The sequence below is a fragment of the Paracoccus kondratievae genome, assembly GCF_009301415.1.
GTDB classification, from domain to species: Bacteria; Pseudomonadota; Alphaproteobacteria; order Rhodobacterales; family Rhodobacteraceae; genus Paracoccus; species Paracoccus kondratievae.
The window spans coordinates 390,001-413,515 of the sequence record NZ_CP045072.1; the positions used below are offsets into that span (position 1 = coordinate 390,001).

A 23,515-nucleotide genomic window follows, 5' to 3' on the forward strand; every position below is an offset into this window, starting at 1 on the left:
TGCTAGCTTGTGGCGAAGGGGTCTTGCGGATAGCTGACCCCTGTCAGGTACAGCCCCTGCGGCGGGCAAACCGGGCCACAGGCGGCGCGGTCGCGCGCCTCCAATGCCTCGGCGACGCGGTCGGGGGGCCATGAGCCCGCGCCAACCCGCTCAAGCGTTCCGACGATCGAGCGCACCTGATTATGCAGAAATGAGCGTGCGCGCAGGGTAAAGCGGTATTCGCGCCCTTGCGGGATCTCGGCCTCGGTGATCGTCAACTCATCCAGCGTTTTCACCGGGCTTTTCGCCTGACACATGGTCGAACGGAAGGTGGTAAAGTCGTGCCGCCCCAGCAGATGCGCTGCGCCCTCGCGCATGGCGGCCAGATCCAGCGGGTGTGAGACCTGCCAGGCGCGGCCACGATCATGCGTCAGCGGCGCGCGGCGCGAAATCAGGCGGAACAGGTAGCGCCGCTCAAAGGCTGAGAAGCGGGCATGAAACTCATCATCGACCCTTGCCACGGCAAGGATGGCGACGGGCGCAGGCTTCAGGTGCCAGTTCAATGCCTCAGAGAGGCGGAACGGGTCCCAGTCACGAATCAGATCGGCATGGGCGACCTGACCAGTCGCATGTACACCGGCATCGGTGCGACCGGCGGCAGCGATGCGGGCGCCCTGGGCAAAGCCAGGGTCAAGACGGGCCAATGCGGCCTCGACAGCGCCTTGCACGCTGGGGCGGTCGGCCTGCGCCTGCCAGCCGGCGAAGGGACCGCCGTCATATTCGATCAGCAGCGCGAAACGAGGCATGGTCTAACGGCGTGACTTTTCCGATTCGCGGGGAATCAGCAGATCGTCCAGTGTCATCGGGCGCTGCAGCTCTGCCGGCTCGGCCGGTGGGGTGGGCGCGGGGCGGACCCCTTCGCGAACCAGCCGGTCGCGCAGCACGCTGATTTCAATGTCGAGATCGGTGCGCCCCCCTTCGAGCAAGCGGGCGCTGCGGGCGGCGAATTCGGTTTCCAGATCGGTAAGCAGCGTTTCATAATCCTGCCGGGCGCGCTGGTCGCGGGTCTGGACATAGAGATCGGCGAATTTCACTGTCGCATCGCGCGCCCCTTGCAGATAGACGCTGAGATAGCGGCGCACGGCGGAGATGGTGTCGGGGTTTTCCTCGACATGGCTGAAAAGTTCGCGGGCGGTGGCAGCGAACATGCCGACACGGGCCTCAAGCCGGCGATCGCCGGTCCGCAGAATCGCGTCCTGCATCGCCTTCAGATGGGCTTCGCCCTCGGCCACGATGCGTTGGGCGCGGTCCTGTTGGTAACCGTCGATGCCCTCCATCCCCTTGTCACGCATCGGGTCGGTGCCGAATGCCAGCCAGTGCAGCATGGCCCCGGCAAAGCCGATCACGCCTGCGCCTGCCTCTGCCCCCGGCACATAAGAGCCGATGGCAAGGCCAAGGCCAGTCAGGATGCCCCCAAAGAGCTTGCGCGGGATCGCCGGTCGGCGTGCGACGCGGCGTGCGTCATATGCAGCCTCGGCCTGCAGTCCCTCGCGGGTCATCCACATGCCCGAGGCAACGGCGCCAAAGGCGATCAGGTGCAGCGCGAGTCCGTTCGGGTCCTGCCAGAAGGCGCTGATGAGAAAGGGGATCGCCATGATCGTCACCCAGCGGGTGCGCGATTCGAGCGGGTGGCGGAACTCGCCCGGTGCTGGCCGCGCGGGGGCGCGCAGGTCGGTTCCGTCCAGCCGGGGCTGCGGCGAAAAGCGGCCGCCGAAACGCTTTGCCATCATTGCCCCCTTAGCCAGCGCCTACAAAGGAAGCATAGAGCGTCAGACCCATCAACAGAAAGAAGGACAGGCGCTGCATGGCTTTCTGGGACATCGGCTTCCTTTCGGCGCATTTTCGCGGGTTGCCCGAAGGATATAGGGCGCCCCCGGGCCGAACGGAAGGGCGAAGGCTTGTGCGGTGTGACTGGCTGGCTGGATGGGGGCTCTGCCCCCGCGCCTGCGGCGCTCCCCCGGGATATTTCAGCACGAAAGAAGGTGGGGGATGGAGCGGGTGATGGGAATCGAACCCACGTATTCAGCTTGGAAGGCTGCTGCTCTACCATTGAGCTACACCCGCATCGGGCTTTTCTATAGGGGCAGACGTGTTCTTGCGCAAGCGTCACGCGCTTGACGGTTGCATGGCGGCGGGGCAAGCAGGCGGCATGATCGATATCCGTCCCGTCGCCAATATCGTAGGCAAGGTTGTGGTCACGCTGGGGGCGGCGATGACGCTGCCCATGCTGGTGGACTGGTGGCATGGCGATGCTCATTGGATGAGCTTTCTGGAAAGCAGCTTTCTGACCATGCTTGCGGGTGGCCTTGTCGCCTTGTCCACCCGGCAGTCCGACAAGTCGCTTGCGATTCAGCAGGTGTTCCTGCTGACCGCGATGCTGTGGCTTGTCGTGCCGGTTGCCGGGGCGCTGCCCTTTATGCTGGGCGAGCCGCAGGCCAGTTTCACCGACGCCTATTTCGAGGCCATGTCGGGGATGACCACAACAGGGACCACGGTCTTTCCCGATCTGGACAGTTTGCCCAAGGGCACGAATCTGTGGCGGGCGTTTCTGAACTGGGCAGGCGGGCTTGGGATCATCGTTGTCGCCATGATCTTTCTGCCGGTGATGAAGGTCGGGGGGATGCAGTTCTTTCGCTCGGAGGGTTTTGACACTCTGGGTAAGATCCTGCCCCGCGCCTTTGACATCGCGCGCGAGATGACCGGGGTTTATATTGCCATGACCGCCTGTAGCATGGTGGTCTATATCCTTTTGGGGATGAAGGGGTTTGACGCGCTGGTGTTTGCGCTGTCCACCTGTTCGACCGGCGGGTTTTCCAATTATAACTCGAGTTTCGGCCCCTATATCGGTGCGCCGGAATATGCGGCCGCGTTCTTTATGATCATGGCCTCGATTCCCTTTATCCGCATGGTGCAGCTGATCCGGGGCTCGGCAGAGCCCTTATGGCGCGACATTCAGGTCCGGGCCTATCTGCGCTGGACCTTTTATGCGGTGGCGGTGATCGTCCTTTACCGGCTGCTGTGGCTGGAGGCAAAAAACCCTCTGGATGTTATCCGGGAAACTACTTTCAACGTGGTTTCGGCCTTTTCCGGGACGGGGCTATCCACAACGGATGTGACGCAATGGGGGCATTTCCCCTTTGTCATCCTGCTGGTCGTCGGGCTGATCGGAGGTTGCACCGGCTCGACCTCATGTTCAGTCAAGGTGTTCCGCTATCTGGTGCTGTTTCAGGCGGTCAAGGCGCAGCTGCGGCGTATGCAGTCGCCGCATCGGGTGTTCCCGCTGCTTTACGATGGCCGCCCACTGGACGAGGACGTGATCGATTCGGTCATGTCCTTCTTTACCCTGTTCATCCTGTCCTTTGGGCTGCTGATCATCGGGTTGGCACTGACCGGGCTGCATCCGCGCACCGCACTGACTGCGGCCTGGACCGCGATTGCCAACGTTGGAACTGTCTGGGGGCCTGAGATGACCGATAACGGTGGGGTAACGAATTTCCCCACCGCGTCGAAATGGCTGATGATCTTTGGCATGTACCTTGGCAGGCTTGAGCTGATCTCGGTGCTTGTCCTGTTCCTGCCGCGGTTCTGGCGCAGCTAGTTCGCGGGGGTGGCCGGTTCCGGCGCGGGCGTCTCGGGGGGGGCTGCCGGGGCGATGGCCGGCACCTCGGGCTGGGCTTCGCCTGCGCCGGGGGCAAAGCGGGTCAGGTTGTCCGAAATTTCAGCCGCGAGGCGGTGCTGGTTTTCAGGGTCCGAGACCGGCCAGATCAGGACAAAACCCTGTACCCGGCCGTCGATCACCCTGGCTTCGGCATGGCCGATATGGGTCTGGTTCTGACCATCAAGCGTGACTGCGCCACGCGTCACCTTGCGTTCAGGCGACGGTACCCAGCCAAGGGCGGTGACAAGACCTGCCAGGTCCAGCATTTCCTGTTGGCCGCCGGGCTGTGAAAAGAGGATCAGCGCCGCACCCGAGCCGTCCTTGGGCCCATAGATCGACAGTGCACGCTCTGCCCGTTCGAATTGCAGCTTGTCCATGGGGGCAGGCAGCGTAAGGCCGGTGTGGCTGTCCTGCAGCTCGGCCAGCCCCATTTCGGCCCGCCATGCAGCGCGGCGGGCGATGAGCTCGGCCATGGCGGTGGCGGTGTCGGGAGAGGCCCGCAGGCGCACGATCTCGGCCGCGATCGCGGCGCGGGTCATCGGGCCGTCCTTGCCGTCGATGGACCCTTCGTAATGGCCGGCCCAACGCAGGGCACGCTGGATATCTTCAAGCGGAGGCATGGAAACCGGCTCGGCCTCGGGTGCCGGGGGGGCGCCAAGCTCGGGCGTCTTGCCGGCAATGGCGACCTCACCCATGTCCTCGGCGGGTGAGAGGAAGGCGTCCTTGGGTACCGCGCCTGCATTTTTGAACGCCTTGAGCCAGGCGGTGCCTGTCGCCTCGTCCATCGGGCCAAAGGCGATGGCCGAGCGGCCATTTGGCAGGGTCCAGAGCCCGGATTCGGGCAGGGTCTGGCGCCATTTTTCAAGCATCTCTTCGGCCTTGGCGCGATTGGGGCTTGATTCGAGGCGCAGGAAGAATTTCGCCGGCTCGGGTTCGGCGACCGGTTCGGGTGCGACTGCCGGGGATGCCGGATCCCCGGTCACAGCTGCGGCCGTGTCCTGCGGGAAGGTCGAGGCATTGCCGGCAGAGTTTGCGGGTTCGGCGGCGGCGGTCACGTTCAGCGGGGTAAAGCTGCGCCCCTCGGCGGTGGCAATGAAGCTGTCGCCCGGAACTTTGCGCTGTTGTTTCAGCTCGTCCAGCCGCGCTGCGGCATCTTCGCGCGGCATGGGGCCAAGGGCGATTCCGACCCAGCCTTCGCTTAACGGAAAGGTTACGACATCGGGAAACTGTGCACCCCATGCCTCGGCGCTGGCCTGAGCGGCCTCGGCCCCGCGCTTGGCCTCGATGCGGATCACCACATCCTCGGCCAGCGCGGCCGAGCCGAGAGCCAGCGGCAAAGCCGCACCAAAGACGAATGCAAAGCGCCCCATGGGCATGTCCCTCTCATTGACCCTGCGCCGCCCTCTGCCTAGAAGGCGGCAGACATTTCCTGCCAGTTATGCCGAAGGAAGCCCCGATGACCAGCCCAAAGGACAACCAGACGGCCAAACCCGTCTGCTTTCAGGACGTGATCCTGCGCCTGCAATCCTATTGGGCCGCACAGGGCTGCGCGGTGCTGCAACCCTATGACATGGAGGTCGGTGCCGGCACCTTCCACCCGGCGACCACGCTGCGCAGTCTGGGTGCCCGGCCTTGGGCTGCGGCCTATGTCCAGCCCTCGCGCCGCCCGACCGATGGGCGCTATGGCGAGAACCCGAACCGCCTGCAGCACTATTATCAATATCAGGTTATCATCAAACCCTCGCCGCCGAACCTGCAAGAGCTGTATCTGGGCAGCCTTGCCGCCATCGGCCTTGATCCGATGATCCACGATGTCCGCTTTGTCGAGGATGACTGGGAAAGCCCGACCCTGGGCGCATGGGGCCTGGGTTGGGAAGTCTGGTGTGACGGGATGGAGGTCAGCCAGTTCACCTATTTCCAGCAGGTCGGCGGGCATGACTGCCGCCCGGTCTCGGGCGAGCTGACCTATGGGCTTGAGCGGCTGGCGATGTATGTCCTTGGGGTCGAGCATGTGATGGACATGCCGTTTAACCATCCCGACAGCCCGATCCCGCTGACCTATGGCGACATCTTCCGTCAGGCCGAGCGTGAATATTCGCGCTGGAACTTTGAGCAGGCCGATACGGAAATGCTGCTGCGCCACTTTGAGGATGCCGAGGCCGAATGCGAGCGCATCCTGACCACGGCCGAGACCGATGCCGCCGGGCGGCAGATCCCGATGGCGCATCCTGCCTATGATCAGGCGATCAAGGCCAGCCACCTGTTCAACCTGCTTGATGCGCGCGGGGTGATCTCGGTCACCGAGCGGCAGGCCTATATCGGCAGGGTGCGGGCGCTGGCCAAACGTTGTGCGGATCTGTTTGTGACCACCTCGGCCGCCACGGGCGAGCCGCTGCCCGCCTTCCCGGCTGGGGCCTAGGATGGACGGCCGTTTTCCCGCCCTTGTGCTGATCGTTACTGCCGCCGTTGCGGGGGCAGGGGTCTGGTACGCGCAGCAATATGCTTTTTACGACCGGCTGGACCCGGCTTCGGTCACGCTGACCGCGACTGTGAACGGTGAAAGCGTGCCTGTGCCGGCCAGCGAGGTGCAGGTCATCGACGCCAGCAGCTCTCCGATCCGTTGGCGGGCCTGTTTTCGCCTGACCGAGCCTTTGCCCGCAGGGGCCGAACCCTTCCCCGAGGCGCAGCCGCTGAACGGCCCGGGCTGGTTTTCCTGTTTTCAGGCCGGGCAGATTGGCGCTGATATCGAATCCGGGGCCGCCCGGGCCTATCTTTCCCAGGCCGAGGTCCGCCCCGATGTGGACCGCGTGATTGCGGTCTATCCCGACGGCCGCGCCTTTGGCTGGCACCAATTCAATGACAAGACCCCCGAACGCGGAGTGATGGACTGATGGCCGACCTTCTGATCGAGCTGTTCTCCGAGGAAATTCCGGCGCGGATGCAGGCCCGCGCGCGCGAGGACCTCAAGAAACTCGTCACCGACGGGTTGGTCGAGGCCGGCCTGACTTACCGTTCCGCCGGTGCTTTCAGCACCCCGCGCCGGTTGACGCTGGCGATCGAAGGGCTCAGCGCCCATAGCCCCACCACCCGTGAAGAGCGCAAGGGCCCGCGGACCGACGCGCCCGAGGCCGCGCTGGAGGGGTTTTTGCGCTCAACCGGCCTGACCCGTGACCAGCTAGAGGCCCGCGATGACAAGAAAGGGCAGGTCTGGTTCGCCACCATCACCCGCCCCGGTCGTCCGGCGGCCGATATTGTGGCCGAGGTGCTTGAGGCCGCGATCCGTAACTTTCCCTGGCCCAAATCGATGCGCTGGGGCGCGGGCCATCTGCGCTGGGTGCGGCCTCTGCACTCGATCCTGTGCCTGCTCACGGACGAATCGGGTGCAAGTGTGGTGCCACTTGAGATCGAAGGCATTCGCGCTAGCAACACCACCCGCGGCCATCGCTTCATGGCACCCGAGGAATTCACCGTTTCCGGCTTTGACGATTATGCCGCGAAACTGCGCCGTGCGCGCGTGATGCTGGATTCAGCCGAACGTGAGGCGGCGATCCGGCAAGAGGCCGCTAATCTGGCCTTTGCCCGCGGCTGGGAAATTGTCCCGGACGAAGGGCTGCTGACCGAGGTCGCCGGTCTGGTCGAATGGCCGGTGCCGCTGATGGGTGCGATCGAGGATCGCTTTCTGTCGCTGCCGCCCGAAGTGCTGCAAACCTCGATGAAAGAGCATCAGAAGTTCTTTTCGGCCCGTAACCCCAAGTCGGGCCGGATCGAGGGCTTTGTCACCGTCGCCAATATCGAGACTTCGGATCAGGGCGAAACGATCCTCAAGGGCAACCAGCGCGTCCTGGCCGCCCGCCTTTCGGACGCGGCCTTCTTCTGGGAAAACGATCTGCGCGAGGCCAGGTCAGGCATGACCGACTGGGCCGAGGGTCTCAAGGCGGTGACCTTCCAGAGCAGGCTTGGCTCTCAGGCCGACCGCATTACCCGCATCGCTGCCCTTGCGCGTCAGATCGCCCCACTGGTCGGCGCCGATGCCGATCAGGCCGAGCAAGCGGCCAGGGTGGCCAAGCTTGACCTGCGCTCGGCCATGGTCGGCGAATTCCCGGAACTGCAAGGCATCATGGGTCGTTATTACGCGCTTGAGGCCGGGCTGCCTGCCGCGGTGGCCGATGCTGCGCGAGATCATTATTCGCCGCTCGGTCCCTCGGATGCGGTGCCTTCCGCGCCGGTGTCGGTCGCGGTGGCGCTGGCTGACAAGCTGGATACGCTGACCGGCTTCTGGGCCATCGACGAAAAGCCGACCGGGTCGAAGGATCCCTTCGCGTTGCGTCGCGCCGCACTTGGCGTGATCCGGCTGGTGCTGGTGAACGGTGCGCGCCTTGGCCTGTCCGAACTCTTCCGCCTCTTTGGCGAGGCGCATCTGGCCGCGCTCACGCCTGGGCAGGGCGATCAGCAGATTGCGACGCTGCAAAACGACCTCCTCGCTTTCTTCCACGACCGGCTCAAGGTCCATTTGCGCGATCAGGGCATCCGTCATGACATCATCGACGCCGTGCTGAACATGCCGGGCAGCGACGATCTCGTGCTGCTGGTGAACCGTGCCACGGCGCTGAACGACGTGCTGCGGACCGATGACGGCACCAACCTGCTGCAAGGGCTGAAACGCGCCGGCAACATCCTCGCCCAGGCCGAGGATAAGGACGGGGTTGAATACAGCTTCGGCGCTGATCCGAAATTCGCAGAAACTGATGAGGAACGCGCCCTGTTCGCCGCACTTGATCAGGCCGAACCTGCGATCCGCAATGCTGTCACGGGCGAGGATTTCCCTGCTGCGATGCAGGCGATCGCCGCTCTGCGGGCGCCGATCGACGCCTTTTTCGAGGCGGTACAGATCAATACCGACAATCAGATCGTGCGCCGCAACCGCCTGAACCTGCTCTCCCGCATCCGCGAGGCAGGCCGGCTGATCGCTGATTTCGGCCGGATCGAGGGCTGATCCCAGCCTTTCTTTCGTGCCCAAATATCCCCGGGGGAACACTCCTGGGGCCCCATTGAGGGGCCGCAGGAGCGTGGGGGCAGAGCCCCCGCTCCCCGCGCTGCCGACCTGCGCTTCGCACTTGCAGCAATGCGCTTGCCATGCCTAATGTGACGGCATCATGACCGCGCTGACTGATCCAGGAGCCATCGTCGAAATCACCCCCTCGGCGGGGGTTCAGACCGCGCGTCATGGCTGGCGGGCAAAATGCCTGCAGCGTCTGATCCGGATGGAGCTGCCGGTTCCGGCAAGCTTCGCCATCTCGGCCGAAGCAGTACGCGCCATTGCTGCCGGGCAGATGCCCGACCGTGCCCGGCTTGCCGCGATCATTGATCGTGCGGATGGGCTGGTCAGCGTGCGCCCCTCGGCAGTAGATCCGGCGTGGGGCGGACCGGGAACGGTGCTGAATGTCGGCATCAACCACGAACGCCACGCCCTTCTGGTGCAAAGCCGGGGCAAGGCAGCGGCAGATGCGATCTACCTGGGCTTTGTGCAGTCCTATGCCATCCACGTTGCGCGGCTGGACCCCGACATGTTCTCGGACAGCGAGGGCGGGCTTGCCGCTGCCCTGCGCGCCTATGAGGACGAAACGGACGAAGAATTCCCCCAGGACCCTGCCCGCCAGCTGGCCGAAGTGCTGCGCAGTATGGCGCGGGCCTGGGACGGGCCGACCGCCCGGCTTTTGCGTCAGGCCAAGGGTGCGCCGGCCAATGCGCCGCTTGGGTTGGTGGTGCAGCACATGGCACTGGCGATCGGGCCGGGCGTAACCGGCTCTGGCACCATCCAGTTCATAGACAGCGTTACCGGCATGCCGCGTATCACCGGCCGGTTCCGGGGTCAGACCCAGGGCCGTGCCAAAGGCGAGGGGGCCGAGACGCTCTATCTCGTGCGCGACCCGCGCGGCCCCTCGCTGGAAGAGGCGGCACCGCAGGTGTTCGCCGATCTTGTCCGCTTTGGCGTCGCCGCGCGTGAACGCCTGCGCGAAGAGATGCAGATCGAATTCGTCGTCTCGGATGGCAAGCTGTCGATCATTGATGCGGTACGGGTCGGCCGCAGCTCACGCGCGAGCGTCCGCATCGCCGTGGCACTGGCCCGCGATGGCATCATCACGCCCGAAGAGGCGGTGATGCGGGTCGAGCCGCGCGCCCTCTCTGATCTGCTGCACCATCAGGTCGACCCGCGCGCGCCCCGCGATGTCATCACCAGGGGCATCAACGCCAGCCCGGGCGCGGCTACCGGGCGCATCGTCTTTACCGCCGCCGCTGCTCAGGCTGCCGAGGCGCGGGGTGAGCGTTGCGTCCTCGTCCGCCGCGAGACTGTGCCCGAGGATATCCGCGGCATGCATGCCGCCGTCGCTGTTCTGACGGAGCGTGGCGGCATGACCAGCCACGCCGCGGTGATCGCGCGCGGCATCGGTCTGCCCTGCATCGTCGGCGCCAGCGGTATCTCGATCGACGCGCGTGCACGCACGATGATGGTTGGCGGCCGGCTGTTCCATGAGGGTGAAGAAATCACCATAGACGGGACCTCGGGTGAGGTGTTGGCCGGTGCGGCCGAGATGCTTGAGCCGGCGCTGGACGATAGCTTTGCCCAGCTGCTGGAATGGGCCGATGCGCATTGCCGCATCAGGGTACGCGCCAATGCCGACACGCCCGAAGACGCCCGCACCGCCCGCATGTTCAACGCTCAGGGCATCGGCCTGTGCCGCACCGAGCATATGTTTTTTGATGACGAGCGCCTGCCCGCAATGCGTGAGATGATCTTTGCCGGACGGCCTGAAGATCGTCGCCTGTCGCTTGAGCGTCTTTTGCCCATGCAGCGCAGCGATTTCGCCAAGCTGTTCGAAATCATGGCGGGCCTGCCGGTTACGATCCGCCTGTTTGACCCGCCGCTGCACGAATTCCTGCCCCATGACCGCGAAGGCATGCGCGAGCTGGCCGAATCACTGGACCTGCCCCTGTCGGACGTGACCCGCCGGGTCGAGGCGCTTAGCGAATTCAACCCGATGCTGGGGATGCGCGGGGTGCGGCTGGGGATCACCGTGCCCGAAATTTATGACATGCAGGCCCGCGCAATCTTTGAGGCGACCATCGAGGCCAGCCATAACGGCGATCCGGTCGTGCCCGAGATCATGATTCCGCTGGTCAGCGCAAGGCGTGAGGTCGAGCTGGTCAAGACCCGGATCGACGCTGTCGCGGCCGCCGTCCGTAATGAGACGCGCAAGGACTTTACCTACCGTCTTGGCGTGATGGTCGAAACTCCGCGCGCAGCACTGCGTGCCGGTGAAATTTCCGAACATTCGGCATTCTTATCATTTGGTACCAATGACCTGACGCAAATGACCTATGGGCTGTCACGCGACGACGCGGGCCGTTTTATGGGCATTTATGTCAGCCAGGGGGTCTATTCCGAGGACCCGTTCCACATTCTTGACCGCGACGGTGTTGGCGAACTGGTCGCCATCGGGGCCGAGCGCGCCCGTGCCACCAAGCCCGATATCACCATCTCGGTCTGCGGCGAACATGGTGGCAACCCTGAATCCATTGCCTTCTGCCTCAGGGCGGGGGTGAATTACGTCTCGTGCTCGCCCTTCCGGGTGCCGGTGGCGCGTCTGGCGGCGGCGCAAGAATCGATTCTCATGGCTCGCGAAGAGGCCGATTCGGCGGTCGGGGCTTAGTTCCCGGCCTGGCCGATATTGGCCAGAATCTGCCCGTAACCTAATTTGTCGTCGGCGAGTTTCCGCCAAAATCGTTAAAATTCAACTGAATCGCTCCGCTCACGCCTATGTGGGGTGGATCGGATGGCCCTGTTTCATGCCTCTAGCGCCGAATATCCGCTGAGGTAGCGGACCCCAGTTTCAAACCGACCGGGTCGGACCCGGACCGAAAACAGGACCAACATGTCGATATACAAGTCATGGCTGGCGTGCGTTTCTGTGTGTATGGTTGTCGCTTTTTCGCCCGTCGCCACCACTCCGGCGCTTGCTGACGGAAAGCACCAAGTCGCGTACGAGATCAAGACCGGGCGTGGCCGTCAGGTCGTCCAGATTGATCCCAATGACCTGCAATGCCTGTCGGAGGCCTTGTATTTCGAGGCCCGCGGCGAAGGTCTGCGCGGCCAGCAGGCCGTGGCCGAAGTAATCCTGAACCGCGTCGACCATCCACGCTTTCCAAAAACCGTTTGCGGTGTCGTGAACCAGCGCGGCCAGTTCACCTATAACAAAGGCGCCCGTATCCGTGAAAAGGGCACCTTTGCCCGCGTGCAAAAGGTCGCAGTCGCCGCGCTTTCCGGCGCACCACGCACGCTGACCAACGGCGCGACCTATTTCCATGCTCGCGGCGTCAAGCCCTCGTGGACCAAGCGGTTCGAACGCACGATCCGTATCGGCAGCCATACCTTCTATCGCTCGGATCGTCGTCTGGCATCCAACTGAGCCCGCGACGCAAATTTGCCATCAAAGCAGCGGCCCTGTCCCTTGCGGCGGGGCCGTTTTCCTGAAAACACAGGCGGCATGGACCAGCCTGATCGTATCCACCTGCGCGACTATATCCTTTCGACCGAGATTGGCGCGTTCCAGACCGAACGGGGCCAACAGCAGCGGCTGCGCTTTAACATTGATGTCGAACTGGCCACCCATGTCGTCGGCGTCAATGACGAGGTGGACCGGATCCTGAGTTATGACATTCTGACCGGCGCTGTCGCCGCGGGGCTGGCGGACCGCCGCTATGACCTGCTTGAGACGCTGGCGGAAAAGATCGCGGCGCAGATCCTTGCCCATCCGCGCGCGGCACAGGTCTCGGTCACTATCGAAAAGCTGGACCGTATTCCTGGTGCCCTGGGGGTGACGCTGGTGCGCCGTCAGGGCCGTGTCGTTGCCGATCCGATCGAGGCGCCGATCCGTGTGATCCTGCACGGCCGCGACCTGACCCTGCCCGAAGGGGCGGTGGCGCTGGTACCCGACGCGCCGGGCCTGCCGCTGCCGCAGGGTGGAAACCTGCGCGAGATCGAGCTTTTGGCACTGGATCAGGCTGCATGGGCCTTGGCGGGGCGTCTGGGCCTGACCGTTGCCAACAGCAGGACCGAGCTGGACTGGGCTGCGACCGAGGGCCGCGCCGTGGTCTGGGCCCCTGCGCGCATGGTCCGCGACGTGGCTGACCTGCCTGCCACGCCAACGGCGCTGGCGCTGTGGCTGGCGCAGCGGCTGGGTGCAAGCCGGCTTGACTGGGCGTTGGCTCAGGGTGTGCCCGCGCCCGAGGTGCCGGCGGATTTCCCCATTCCGACGGGCCATCTTTGATCGCCGGGCTTGAATCGCCCGCTACGGGGCGTAAAGACTTGGAAATATGACCGATTATTTCCGCCCTATTCCATGCGAGACGGGCCGGTGGCAGCTTGCCGGCGGCTGGGTACGTTTTTCGCAATTCGAACTTTTGCGCAGGGGTGAGGCTCCGCGTGTCGTGGACAGCGCCCCGGATGCGGTGCTTGAGGCGCTGACCGCGCCGCGTGCCTCGCTTTTGGGCCTTTCGATGCAGCAGCCGCGCATCATGGGCATCGTCAATACGACGCCCGACAGCTTTTCGGATGGCGGTACCTATGACGGGGCCGGGCAGGTGCGGCTGTTGGCCGGGCAGGGGGCCGAGATTCTGGACATCGGCGGCGAATCGACCCGACCCGGCGCCCGCGAGGTGCCTGTCGCGGAAGAGATTGACCGCGTCACCCCCGCTATCGAGGCGGCGCGGGGGCTCGCCGTGATCTCGGTCGATACGCGCAAGGCCGAGGTGGCCCGTGCAGCCGTCGATGCCGGGGCACATATGGTCAATGATGTGTCGGGCTTTGACTTCGACCCCGATATGGCGGGGATGGTGGCCGCTTCGGGTGTGCCGGTCTGTCTGATGCACGCCCAGGGCATCCCCGAAATGATGCAGGACAACCCGACCTATGGCGATGTGCTGCTTGACGTCTATGACGCGCTGGCCGAACGCATCGCCCGGGCCGAAGCGGCGGGTATCGCCCGCGACAGGATCGTGATCGATCCGGGCATTGGTTTCGGCAAGACGCAAGAGCATAATCTGGCTATCCTGCGCCGGATCTCGCTTTACCATGGGCTGGGCTGCGCGGTGCTTTTGGGTGTGTCGCGCAAGCGGTTCATCGGCAGTATCGGTGGGGTCGAACGTCCGGCCGACCGGGTGGCCGGTACACTGGCGCTGACGCTTGCCGGGATTGCGCAGGGTATCCAGATCCACCGCGTCCATGACGTGGCGGAGACAAGGCAGGGCATCGCCCTATGGCGGGCCGCGACGACAGAGACAGGATGAGCAGGTAAAGATGGGCAGGAAACTTTTTGGTACCGATGGTGTCCGGGGCAGGGCAAATACTCATCCCATGACGGCCGAGATGGCGCTGCGGCTTGGTGCCGCCGCCGGGCGCTATTTCCGCCGCAAGGGCGAAGATCACCACCGCGTCGTCATTGGCAAGGACACCCGCCTGTCGGGTTATATGCTGGAAAACGCCCTGACGGCAGGGCTGACCTCGACCGGGATGAATGTCCTGCTGCTCGGCCCGGTGCCGACGCCTGCGGTGGGCTATCTGACCCGCTCGATGCGGGCGGATGTGGGCATCATGATCTCGGCCAGCCACAACCCGGCCCATGACAACGGCATCAAGTTCTTTGGTCCTGACGGTTTCAAACTGTCTGACGAGGCCGAGGCCGAAATCGAGTCGATTGTCGCAGGCGAAATCGAACCCGCCCAGCCCCAGAACATCGGCCGCGCCAAGCGCATCGACGATGGGCGTGGGCGCTATGTCGAATACGCCAAGACCACCTTTCCGGCCGGTCAGCGGCTGGAGGGGCTGAAGGTCGTGATCGACTGCGCCAATGGCGCCGCCTATCGCGCCGCACCCGATGTGCTGTGGGAACTGGGCGCCGAAGTGATCCCGCTGGGCGTCAGCCCGAACGGCTATAACATCAACGACGAAGTTGGTTCGACCCACCCCGAAGCCTGCGCCCGCGCCGTTGTCGAACATGGGGCTGATCTGGGGATCACTCTGGACGGCGACGCCGACCGGGTGATGATCGTTGATGAAAAGGGTAAGGTGGCTGACGGCGACCAGATCATGGCGCTGCTTGCCGATCGCTGGGCCACACAGGGCCGGCTGCGCGGCGGCGCTCTGGTGGCGACGGTGATGTCGAACCTGGGGCTTGAACGGTTCCTGCAAGGGCGTGGGCTGCGGCTTGAGCGTACCGCCGTCGGTGACCGCTATGTGGTCGAGCGGATGCGCGGCGCGGGCTTTAACCTGGGGGGTGAGCAGTCGGGCCATATCGTGATGACCGATTATGCAACCACGGGCGACGGGCTGATCGCCAGCCTGCAATTCCTTGCCGCGCTGGCTGACAGTGGTAAACGCGCCTCGGAACTGGTGGCGCAGTTTGAGCCGGTGCCGCAATTGCTAAAGAACGTGCGCTATGCCGCAGGGGCCGATCCGTTGTCGCAGGACAGCGTCCGGGCCGAAATCGCCCGGGCCGAAGAGCGGCTGAACGGTCAGGGACGGGTGCTGATCCGAAAATCCGGGACGGAGCCGCTGATCCGGGTCATGGCCGAGGCCGAGGACGAAACCGTCCTGCGCGAAGTCGTGGAAAACATCGTCGCAGCGGTCGAGCAATTCGCCTGACCTGTCCGCAGGTGCCGGAATAGGGCTGAGGGGGTCGTCTTGCCGACCCTCTCAGACCACGGTGGTCGGGTCGTAATCGTAAAGCCAGGCAAAACGCCGGATCATGCTGCCCGGCGCAAGCCGCGAAACTGCGCGCAACCCGGCATGGGCGACGGCACGGGTCGGGCCGCGCAGATGGTAATTGCGGGCATTGGCATTGGCGGCCTCGACGATGCGCTGGCAGCGCGGCTGGCGCAGGGCCTGGAACCGCGCCAGTGCCGACTGTTGGTCAGAATCGGCGGCAAGGCAGGCGGCCAGTACCCAGGCATCCTCAATCGCCATCACCGCGCCTTGGGCCATAAAGGGCAGGGTCGGATGCGCGGCGTCTCCGATCAATGCGCGGCGACCATCCTGCCAATGGGCGGCGACGGTGTGGCGGAACAGCCCCCAGATGCTGGCCTCATCGACGCGGGCCAGCCATTCTGGTACAGGACCGCCAAAACGGGCGAAGGCGGCGCGCAGTTCGGCCGGATCGCCGGCAATCGACCAGCCTTCTTCCCTCCAGTCCGGGCGTTCGACGACGGCGACGATATTGCGCAGACCCGCACCAAGCGGATAGCTGACCAGATGCCGACCCGGACCCATGAAGACCTGTGCCACCGGCGCTGCATCAGGTTCTGCCGGGATCAGAGTCCGCCATGCGGTCTGGCCGGTAAAGAAGGGGGTTTCGATGCCGTTAAGTTCGGACCGAAGTCGGCTTTTCACCCCGTCCGCACCGATGAGCAGCGGCACATCGGGTATGTCGGTGACCTGATGCCCGGTCTTGATCTGTACACCCGCCTCGCGCGCGGCTGTTTCGAGTATTGCAAGCAGCTTGGCGCGGTGGACAAGGCGAAAGTGGTCGGCTGGGCGGTGGCGGGCCAGATCAAGTACTGCGACCGTTCGCCCGACGGAATCATGCAGTTCGACCCGACGCGAAGGTACGGAAATTTTCTCGAATCGCTGCCAAAGCCCAAGCGCCTCGATCACCCTCACCGCATTGGGTGAGATCTGCAATCCTGCGCCGACCTCTCGCAACGCGGCAGCACGTTCCAGCACCGTCACCTGATAGCCGCGTTGCGCCAAGGCACAGGCAGCGGTCAGACCGGCGATTCCGGCCCCGATGATGGTGACGGAACGGGGGTTCAGCGCATCACCTCGGCGCTGGCGAGGGCGACAAAGCCTTCGACCTGATCGGCAGGCAAGCCGGCAGCACGCATTACCTCGGCGGCAAAGGTCACGGGTGCGGAACCGGGCGCGGTGATGATGCCGCCATCGGCCACAGCATGGGGGACATCGCGGTAATGCGCCTGGGCTGCATAGCCGGACAGATGGCCTTGCAGAAACTCCAGCCCGTTCGAGGTATGTGCCCGCCCGTCCAGCAGTCCGGCGCGCCCAAGTGCCAGCGTGGCACCGCAGATGCCAGCGATGGTCTGACCGCGGTCATGGGCGGCACGCAGCATTTCACCCAGATCGGGGGCATCGTCGCGCAGCCAGCTGTCGCCGCCGCAAAGGACGATCACCTCATCCCCGTGCGGTGTGGCGTCGGCAAGCCCGGTCACCGGTAACCCGCCCATCGAGCGCAGGTTGCCGCCGCCGGGCGTGACATAGCGGACGTCGAGCCCGTAGAAACTTGCGCCGATACCAGAGATCTGCGCTGTCTCCCAATCGGCGAACCTGTCGAGCAACAGGATCATCACGGGTTTCATGGACTTGTCCGGCATGTCATTCTCCCCGGTTCGGGGCGTCCCAGGGCCTAGTCGTCGCGGTGCACACGCTCGCGACGCTCGTGCCGCTCTTGCGCCTCCAGCGTCATGGTCGCGATCGGGCGCGCATCCAGCCGCTTAAGGCTGATCGGCTCACCCGTCATTTCGCAATAGCCGTATTCGCCGGTCTCGATTCTCCGCAGTGCTGCGTCGATCTTGGCGACCAGCTTGCGCTGACGGTCGCGGGTACGCAGCTCAAGCGAGCGGTCGGTTTCTTCGGACGCACGGTCGGCGAGATCGGGCACATTGCGCGCGCTGTCCTGCAGACCTTCGAGTGTCTCGGCAGATTGATCCAGAAGTTCCTGCTTCCATGCAATCAGTTTGCGGCGGAAATATTCAAGTTGCCGCTCGTTCATGAAAGGTTCGTCTTCGGCGGGGCGATAATCTTCAGGCAGAAAGATCTGGGCTTTCATCGTTCCTCCGGCATCCGGGCGGCTTGTATGCCCGGACCTTGCGGCCCCCTTAAAGTATGGCAGGGGAATTGTCACTAGCCCTTTCCGTTCCGCCTTGCCCCGCCAGCTTGCAGAGCGGGTCTCTGCTGGCTAGGGTCGCGCAGATTGCGCAAAGGACAGGCGGATGCAGTTTTCCTCGACCGAAACCTATGTGGCACCCCCCGATCTCGCCATGGCCGTGAATGCGGCGATCACGCTTGAGCGGCCCTTGCTGGTCAAGGGCGAGCCGGGCACGGGCAAGACCGAGCTGGCGCGGCAGGTTGCCGCAAGCCTGAATCTGCCCATCGTTGAATGGCATGTGAAATCGACCACGCGCGCCCAGCAGGGGCTTTACGAATATGATGCCGTGTCGCGGCTGCGGGACAGCCAGCTTGGTGATCCGCGCGTGCATGACATCGCCAACTATATCCGCAAGGGCAAGCTGTGGCAGGCCTTCGATGCGGAAAGCAAGGTCGTGCTGCTGATCGACGAGGTCGATAAGGCCGATATCGAATTTCCCAATGACCTCTTGCAGGAACTCGACCGCATGGAGTTCCATGTCTACGAGACCGGAGAGACCGTGCGCGCCCGCCACCGGCCCGTGGTCATCATCACCTCGAACAATGAAAAGGAACTGCCCGACGCGTTTCTGCGCCGCTGTTTTTTCCACTACATCCGGTTCCCTGATGCAGAGACGCTGAAGCGTATCGTCGAGGTGCATTACCCCGGGCTCAAGCGCCGCATTCTTGACGAGGCGCTGAGCCAGTTCCTTGAACTGCGCGAGGTGCAGGGGCTTAAGAAAAAACCCTCGACCAGCGAGCTTTTGGACTGGCTCAAGCTGATCCTTGCCGAAGACCTTGCCCCCGAGGACCTGCGCCGCCCGGCCGGAGAGATGCTGCCCCGGCTGCATGGTGCGCTGCTTAAGAACGAACAGGATGTGGCGCTGTTCGAACGGCTGGCCTTTATGGCGCGGAGACAGAGGTGATCCGTCCCCTTCGCCCTCAGGATCGCAGGGGTTGGCAGCGTCTCTACGAGGGCTATCAGGCCTTTTATGGTTTTGCTGACCGCCCGGCTGAATTCTATGACCGCGCCTTTGCCAGACTGTCCTCGGGTGAGGCGCGCGACTTTCACGGGCTGGTGGCCGAGGTCGATGGCCGGCTGGTCGGGCTGACCCATTACGTCTTTCACCCCAACCTGTGGCGCGATGAGGGGGTCTGCTATTTGCAGGACCTGTTCACCTCGTCCGAGGCACGGGGCAGGGGTGTTGCCCGCGCGCTGATCGAGGCCGTTTATGAGGCGGCGGATGCTGCCGGCGTGCCTGCGGTCTATTGGCTGACGGCCGAGGACAATTATCCGGCCCGGATGCTATATGATCGGGTGGCGGCGAAATCGCCCTTTATCCGCTACAACCGCAAGCTTTGACCAAACGAAAAGGGCGGTCCCGTAAGACCGCCCTTTCCAGATCTGCTGTCCCTCGCCTTAGCGCAGGCCGGTTTCTTTCAACAGGCCCTTGCGCTTGGCTTCGTAGTAATACCCGCGGGCATACCATTTCACCGCGGCATCCTTGTTCCCGCCCGAGACCAGATAGGCCCCGCGCAGATATTTGACGCCGTATTTCAGGTTCGTTTCGGCATCCAGCAGGCCAGCGGCAGAGCCGCGATACCCCATGCCCCGCGCGGTGGCGGGCAGGATTTGCATCAGCCCATAATAGGGACCGTTGCGGGCGCCGGGCCGGTGGCGCGATTCGCGGATGATGACGCGATGCACCAGATCAACCGGCACGTCGTATTCCGCAGCGTATTTGTTGATCAGCCGACGCAGCTCGGGTGTCTCGTTGGGATGCAGGTTCGCAACCTCGGCGGCCGAGGCGCGCGGTTCGACCAGATACCGGCGGTCGGGATCCACCCGGTTGTCGCCGCAGGCGCCGAGAGCCAGAACGCTGCCCAGCACCAACAGTCCGATCATGGATTTCATGACTGCCCCTTGTCTTGGTGATTGTCCAAGGGATTAGCCGGGTCCGGGTCCGGGATGGTAATCAAAAGAATGGACCGCCCGCGGTGCGGGCGGTCCATCGGCGGAAACCCGCCACACGCTGCGGCGGGTTTAGGTGAAGTTTCGCCGATCAGGCGTGAATAGCACCGTCACCGCAGGCCAGAGCCGCCTCACGCACCGCCTCCGAGCAGGTCGGGTGGGCGTGACAGGTCAGCGCGATGTCCTGAGCAGAGGCACCGAATTCCATCGCAACGCTGACCTCGTGAATCATCTCGCCAGCGTTCGGGCCGATGATATGGCAGCCAAGCACCCGGTCGGTGTCGGCATCGGCGATCATCTTGACGAAGCCTTCGGCCTGGAACAGCGCCTTGGCGCGTGCGTTGCCCATAAAGGGGAACTTGCCGACCTTGATCTTGCGGTCGTTGGCCTTGGCGGCCTCTTCGGTCAGGCCGACCGAGGCGACCTCAGGCGTGGTATAGATCACGCCGGGGATGATGTCGTAATTCACATGGCCATGTTTGCCGGCGATGACCTCGGCAACTGCCATACCTTCGTCCTCGGCTTTGTGGGCCAGCATCGGACCGGGCACCGCGTCGCCGATGGCATAAATGCCCGGCACGCTGGTCTGCCAATGCTTGTCGATCTGAACAAAGCCGCGATCGGTCAGCGCGACCCCGACCTTGTCGAGGCCAAGGCCGGTGACATAGGGGCGGCGGCCGGTGGCGACCAGCACGCATTCGGCCTTGATCTCATGCTCGCTGTCGTCCTTGCGCAGCTTGTATTTGACCTCGGCCTTGCCCTTTTCGACCTCGACCTCTTGCACGGCGGCGCCAAGAACGAATTTCAGACCCTGCTTGGCCAGGATGCGCTGGAACTGCTTTTGCACCTCGCCATCCATACCGGGGGTGATAGCGTCGAGATATTCGACAACAGTCACCTCGGCGCCCAGACGGGCATAGACCGAACCAAGCTCAAGGCCGATCACGCCGGCACCGATCACCACCATTGATTTCGGGATCTTGGGCAGGGACAGCGCGCCGGTGGAATCGACGACGATGCCAGCCGCGTTATCGACCTCGACCCCTTTCAGGCTCGCCGGTTCCGAGCCCGAGGCGATAACGATGTTCTTGGTTTCGTGAACGGTGTCGCCGACCTTGACCTTGCCGGGGGCCTCGATGCTGGCCCAACCCTTGAGCCAGTCGATCTTGTTCTTTTTGAACAGGAACTCGATGCCCTTGGTGTTCCCGCCGACCGTCTCGGCCTTATAGCCCTGCATCTTTTCCCAATCGACCTTGGGCTTGGCACCCATCAGGCCCATTTTCTCAAAATTCTCATGGGTTTCATGCAGCAGGTGGCTGGCATGGAGAAGCGCCTTTGAGGGAATGCAGCCCACGTTCAGGCAGGTCCCGCCCAGGGTTTCGCGCCTCTCGACGCAGGCGACCTTCAGCCCCAGCTGGGCGGCGCGGATCGCGCAGACATAGCCGCCGGGACCGGCGCCGATCACGATCAGATCATAGGTGGGCATTCGGGCTCTCCTTGCAGTTCACGGGCCGCGTGCGGCGCCGCTTGTTCGGTTCAGGTAAATAAGGTGATTACGATCATCACCAGGGTGGCGATGAACCCAGCCGCCCAGATGACCGATCGCCACGGCGACCAGCCAAAGGCATAGGCGGGAATGTAAAGCAGCCGCGCCAGCAGATAGGTCCACGAGCAAAGCACGGTCAGGGGTGAGCTGGCATCCGACAGGACCACCACCACCACGGCGATGGTAAACAGGATCAGCCCTTCGAAATGATTGTTCACCGCGCGGCGCAACCGTCCGGTCAGGGCCGAGAATTCGGGTTGTGTGTCGCGCGGGCTGGCGTTCCATGACACGCCCACGTCGCGGTTCATCGAGGCCGCGGCCAGACCGATCTGCACAGCTTGCAGCAGCGCCGCGAGGGCAAGGGCGGTGGTTTCGGCTGCCATCACGCGGTCTCGACAAAGTGGAATTCGGTGGCCGAAACGCCGGCCTGGCTGTTAAAGACGCCGGCCGCCCCTTCAAGATACGCTTTGGCTTTCCCGGCGTCGCTGACCTGAAACAGCGCCCATGCGCTTTGATCGTTTTCCCGCCACAGCTGCAGCAGCGACAGGCCGTTACCGCCCCGATCTTCGGCATCCGCGTCAAAGGCGGTGCGGAAACGGGCGTATTCGGCAACGCGGTAATGGGCGATCATCTGGGCCATGGGACTCTCCTCTGTTTTTGGCGCATCTGCCCTGCGGGTTTCCGGGGCGCGGCGCCTTGCAACAGGTCAACGGGACAGGCCGGAAAGAGTTGCGCGGTGATCGGGCCGGGGGCAGTCGCGCCGCCCCCGACCCGTCAGAGATCAGAGATCCATCAGCAGGCGGCGCGGATCTTCGAGCGCCTCTTTTACGCGCACGAGGAAGGTCACGGCGCCCTTGCCGTCCACGATGCGGTGGTCATAGCTCAGCGCCAGATACATCATCGGACGGATGACGATCTGACCATCGACCACCACCGGGCGATCCTGGATCTTGTGCATGCCGAGGATACCCGACTGCGGCGGGTTCAGGATCGGCGAGGACATGAGCGAGCCATAGACGCCACCGTTCGAGATGGTGAAGGTGCCGCCCTGCATCTCGGCCATGGTCAGCTTGCCGTCGCGGGCGCGGGTGCCAAGCTCGGCGATTTCCTTCTCGATCTGGGCAAAGCTCTTGTGATCGGCGTCACGTACCACCGGCACAACCAGGCCGGACGGCGTGCCGACGGCAACACCCATATGGACAAAGTTCTTGTAGACGATGTCGCCGCCGTCGATTTCGGCGTTGACCTCGGGCACTTCTTTCAGCGCGTGGCAGCAGGCCTTCACAAAGAAGGACATGAAGCCCAGCTTGACTTTGTGCTTTTTCTCGAACTGGTCCTTGTAGGTGCTGCGCAGGTCCATGATGCCTTTCATGTCCACCTCGTTATAGGTGGTCAGCATCGCGGCGGTGTTCTGCGCGTCTTTCAGACGACGGGCGATGGTGGCGCGCAGGCGGGTCATCTTGACGCGCTCTTCGCGGGCGGCGTCCTCGGCCGAGCTGGGCGCACGCGGAGCTGCCGCAGGGGCAGGAGCGGCCGAGGCAGCAGGCGCGGCAGCGGCGCGGGCCACATCCTCTTTCATCACGCGGCCATCGCGGCCGGTGCCGGTCACGGCGTCGCGGTTGATACCGGCTTCGGCCATGGCTTTTTTGGCCGACGGTGCGTCCTCGACATCCTTGCGGGCGGCCGGGGTCTCAGCGCTGGGGGTACTGGGGGCCGGAGCTGCAGCGGCTGCAGCAGCAGGGGCGCTGGCTTCGGTCGCGGCACCGGCGGCACCTTCGGTGATGATCGCCAGACGGGCGCTGGCATCAACCGTCGCCCCTTCGGGGGCAAGGATTTCAGCCAGAACGCCAGCGGCGGGGGCCGGGACCTCGACCGAGACCTTGTCGGTTTCGAGCTCGCACAGCATCTCATCCTGCGCGACGGCATCGCCGACCTTTTTGAACCAGGTCGCAACCGTGGCTTCTGTCACGCTTTCGCCCAGGGTGGGCACCATCACATCGACGGATTTTCCGCTCATCTTCTTTTGTCCTTCCTGAGCCTTGGTGCCCGCATCAGCCTTGGGCAACATTTCTTCGGGGCCCGCATCGCCCTCTTCCATGATCTGCGCGAGCAGGGCGTTGGGTGCGACTACCGCGCCTTCGGGCGCGACGATCTCGGCCAGCTTGCCTGCCACGGGCGAGGGAACCTCGACCGTCACCTTGTCCGTTTCCAGCTCACACAGCATTTCATCCACCGCGACGCGGTCACCCGGTTTCTTGAACCAGGTGGCCACGGTCGCCTCGGATACCGATTCCCCTAGGGTGGGGACGCGTAGTTCCACTGCCATTA

The 23,515-nt window shown here is 64.1% G+C and carries 22 protein-coding genes and 1 tRNA gene; 11 read left to right on the forward strand and 12 right to left on the reverse strand.

Features of this window, described 5'->3' with window-relative positions:
- Positions 1-2 precede the first annotated feature (2 nt).
- The 3 genes from truA to F8A10_RS02025 form a co-directional block, all read right to left on the reverse strand.
- On the reverse strand, positions 3-785 hold the full coding sequence (truA, locus tag F8A10_RS02015; RefSeq protein ID WP_010393131.1) for a tRNA pseudouridine(38-40) synthase TruA: 783 nt from the start codon (positions 783-785) through the stop codon (positions 3-5).
- Between the two features lie 3 nt (positions 786-788).
- On the reverse strand, positions 789-1,766 hold the full coding sequence (locus F8A10_RS02020) for a 5-bromo-4-chloroindolyl phosphate hydrolysis family protein (RefSeq protein WP_085501406.1): 978 nt from the start codon (positions 1,764-1,766) through the stop codon (positions 789-791).
- 263 nt (positions 1,767-2,029) lie between these two features.
- A tRNA-Gly gene (locus tag F8A10_RS02025) sits at positions 2,030-2,103 on the reverse strand.
- An 85-nt stretch (positions 2,104-2,188) separates the two neighbouring features.
- On the opposite strand from F8A10_RS02025, the gene F8A10_RS02030 reads away from it, so the two are divergent.
- Positions 2,189-3,637 carry a TrkH family potassium uptake protein gene (locus F8A10_RS02030; protein ID WP_085501405.1) on the forward strand — a complete coding sequence of 483 codons (1,449 nt, stop codon included), beginning with the start codon at positions 2,189-2,191 and terminating at the stop codon, positions 3,635-3,637.
- Here the strand turns inward: F8A10_RS02030 and F8A10_RS02035 are convergent.
- The gene (locus F8A10_RS02035; protein ID WP_152366577.1) at positions 3,634-5,073 is read right to left on the reverse strand and encodes a peptidoglycan-binding domain-containing protein; all 1,440 of its coding nucleotides are present in this window, start codon (positions 5,071-5,073) and stop codon (positions 3,634-3,636) included. The two genes, F8A10_RS02030 and F8A10_RS02035, sit on opposite strands and share 4 nt — an antisense overlap.
- 80 nt (positions 5,074-5,153) lie before the next feature.
- Between F8A10_RS02035 and F8A10_RS02040 the strand changes: the two genes are divergently transcribed.
- The 8 genes from F8A10_RS02040 to glmM all read left to right on the forward strand — a co-directional run bounded on the left by F8A10_RS02040 (position 5,154) and on the right by glmM (position 15,395).
- Positions 5,154-6,116, forward strand: a complete 963-nt coding sequence (locus F8A10_RS02040) for a glycine--tRNA ligase subunit alpha (RefSeq protein ID WP_152366578.1) — start codon at positions 5,154-5,156, stop codon at positions 6,114-6,116.
- A gap of 1 nt (position 6,117) precedes the next feature.
- The gene (locus tag F8A10_RS02045) at positions 6,118-6,588 is read left to right on the forward strand and encodes a DUF6446 family protein (RefSeq protein WP_010393126.1); all 471 of its coding nucleotides are present in this window, start codon (positions 6,118-6,120) and stop codon (positions 6,586-6,588) included.
- Positions 6,588-8,690, forward strand: coding sequence for a glycine--tRNA ligase subunit beta (gene glyS / locus F8A10_RS02050; RefSeq protein ID WP_152366579.1), 2,103 nt, complete (start codon positions 6,588-6,590; stop codon positions 8,688-8,690). The genes F8A10_RS02045 and glyS overlap by 1 nt, the downstream gene beginning before the upstream one ends.
- Before the next feature lie 160 nt (positions 8,691-8,850).
- Positions 8,851-11,406, forward strand: coding sequence for a putative PEP-binding protein (locus tag F8A10_RS02055; RefSeq protein WP_152366580.1), 2,556 nt, complete (start codon positions 8,851-8,853; stop codon positions 11,404-11,406).
- 222 nt (positions 11,407-11,628) lie between these two features.
- Positions 11,629-12,162, forward strand: coding sequence for a cell wall hydrolase (locus F8A10_RS02060; protein ID WP_029371437.1), 534 nt, complete (start codon positions 11,629-11,631; stop codon positions 12,160-12,162).
- Positions 12,163-12,240: 78 nt separating this feature from the next.
- Positions 12,241-13,023, forward strand: coding sequence for a dihydroneopterin aldolase (locus tag F8A10_RS02065; protein WP_010393119.1), 783 nt, complete (start codon positions 12,241-12,243; stop codon positions 13,021-13,023).
- Between the two features lie 46 nt (positions 13,024-13,069).
- Positions 13,070-14,041: a dihydropteroate synthase gene (folP, locus tag F8A10_RS02070; RefSeq protein ID WP_152366581.1), complete on the forward strand. Its 972-nt coding sequence runs from the start codon at positions 13,070-13,072 to the stop codon at positions 14,039-14,041.
- 10 nt (positions 14,042-14,051) lie between these two features.
- Positions 14,052-15,395, forward strand: coding sequence for a phosphoglucosamine mutase (gene glmM, locus F8A10_RS02075; protein ID WP_010393115.1), 1,344 nt, complete (start codon positions 14,052-14,054; stop codon positions 15,393-15,395).
- A 51-nt stretch (positions 15,396-15,446) separates the two neighbouring features.
- Here the strand turns inward: glmM and F8A10_RS02080 are convergent, their stop codons facing one another.
- The 3 genes from F8A10_RS02080 to dksA are packed head-to-tail and all read right to left on the reverse strand — an operon-like array spanning position 15,447 to position 17,592.
- On the reverse strand, positions 15,447-16,541 hold the full coding sequence (locus F8A10_RS02080) for an FAD-dependent oxidoreductase (RefSeq protein WP_152366582.1): 1,095 nt from the start codon (positions 16,539-16,541) through the stop codon (positions 15,447-15,449).
- Between the two features lie 17 nt (positions 16,542-16,558).
- Positions 16,559-17,137: a DJ-1/PfpI family protein gene (locus F8A10_RS02085; protein ID WP_152366583.1), complete on the reverse strand. Its 579-nt coding sequence runs from the start codon at positions 17,135-17,137 to the stop codon at positions 16,559-16,561.
- 32 nt (positions 17,138-17,169) lie between these two features.
- Entirely contained in the window at positions 17,170-17,592 is a 423-nt protein-coding gene (dksA, locus tag F8A10_RS02090; protein ID WP_010393107.1) for an RNA polymerase-binding protein DksA, read from the reverse strand.
- A gap of 163 nt (positions 17,593-17,755) precedes the next feature.
- Between dksA and F8A10_RS02095 the strand changes: the two genes are divergently transcribed.
- Together F8A10_RS02095 and F8A10_RS02100 are read left to right on the forward strand one after the other, a co-directional pair.
- Positions 17,756-18,595 carry an AAA family ATPase gene (locus F8A10_RS02095; protein WP_010393105.1) on the forward strand — a complete coding sequence of 280 codons (840 nt, stop codon included), beginning with the start codon at positions 17,756-17,758 and terminating at the stop codon, positions 18,593-18,595.
- The gene (locus F8A10_RS02100) at positions 18,592-19,032 is read left to right on the forward strand and encodes a GNAT family N-acetyltransferase (RefSeq protein WP_085501325.1); all 441 of its coding nucleotides are present in this window, start codon (positions 18,592-18,594) and stop codon (positions 19,030-19,032) included. Before F8A10_RS02095 ends, F8A10_RS02100 begins: the two co-directional genes overlap by 4 nt.
- A gap of 57 nt (positions 19,033-19,089) precedes the next feature.
- Here the strand turns inward: F8A10_RS02100 and F8A10_RS02105 are convergent, their stop codons facing one another.
- The 5 genes from F8A10_RS02105 to odhB all read right to left on the reverse strand — a co-directional run bounded on the left by F8A10_RS02105 (position 19,090) and on the right by odhB (position 23,513).
- Complete coding sequence (locus F8A10_RS02105) at positions 19,090-19,584, reverse strand: lytic transglycosylase domain-containing protein (RefSeq protein WP_029371430.1); 495 nt, start codon at positions 19,582-19,584, stop codon at positions 19,090-19,092.
- A 148-nt stretch (positions 19,585-19,732) separates the two neighbouring features.
- Positions 19,733-21,127 (reverse strand): dihydrolipoyl dehydrogenase, encoded by a 1,395-nt coding sequence (gene lpdA, locus F8A10_RS02110; RefSeq protein WP_152366584.1) that lies wholly within the window; start codon positions 21,125-21,127, stop codon positions 19,733-19,735.
- A gap of 50 nt (positions 21,128-21,177) precedes the next feature.
- Positions 21,178-21,570 (reverse strand): MAPEG family protein, encoded by a 393-nt coding sequence (locus tag F8A10_RS02115; RefSeq protein ID WP_085501324.1) that lies wholly within the window; start codon positions 21,568-21,570, stop codon positions 21,178-21,180.
- The gene (locus F8A10_RS02120) at positions 21,570-21,827 is read right to left on the reverse strand and encodes a hypothetical protein (RefSeq protein ID WP_152366585.1); all 258 of its coding nucleotides are present in this window, start codon (positions 21,825-21,827) and stop codon (positions 21,570-21,572) included. Before F8A10_RS02120 ends, F8A10_RS02115 begins: the two co-directional genes overlap by 1 nt.
- Positions 21,828-21,968: 141 nt before the next feature.
- The gene (gene odhB / locus F8A10_RS02125; RefSeq protein WP_152366586.1) at positions 21,969-23,513 is read right to left on the reverse strand and encodes a 2-oxoglutarate dehydrogenase complex dihydrolipoyllysine-residue succinyltransferase; all 1,545 of its coding nucleotides are present in this window, start codon (positions 23,511-23,513) and stop codon (positions 21,969-21,971) included.
- Positions 23,514-23,515 lie beyond the last annotated feature (2 nt).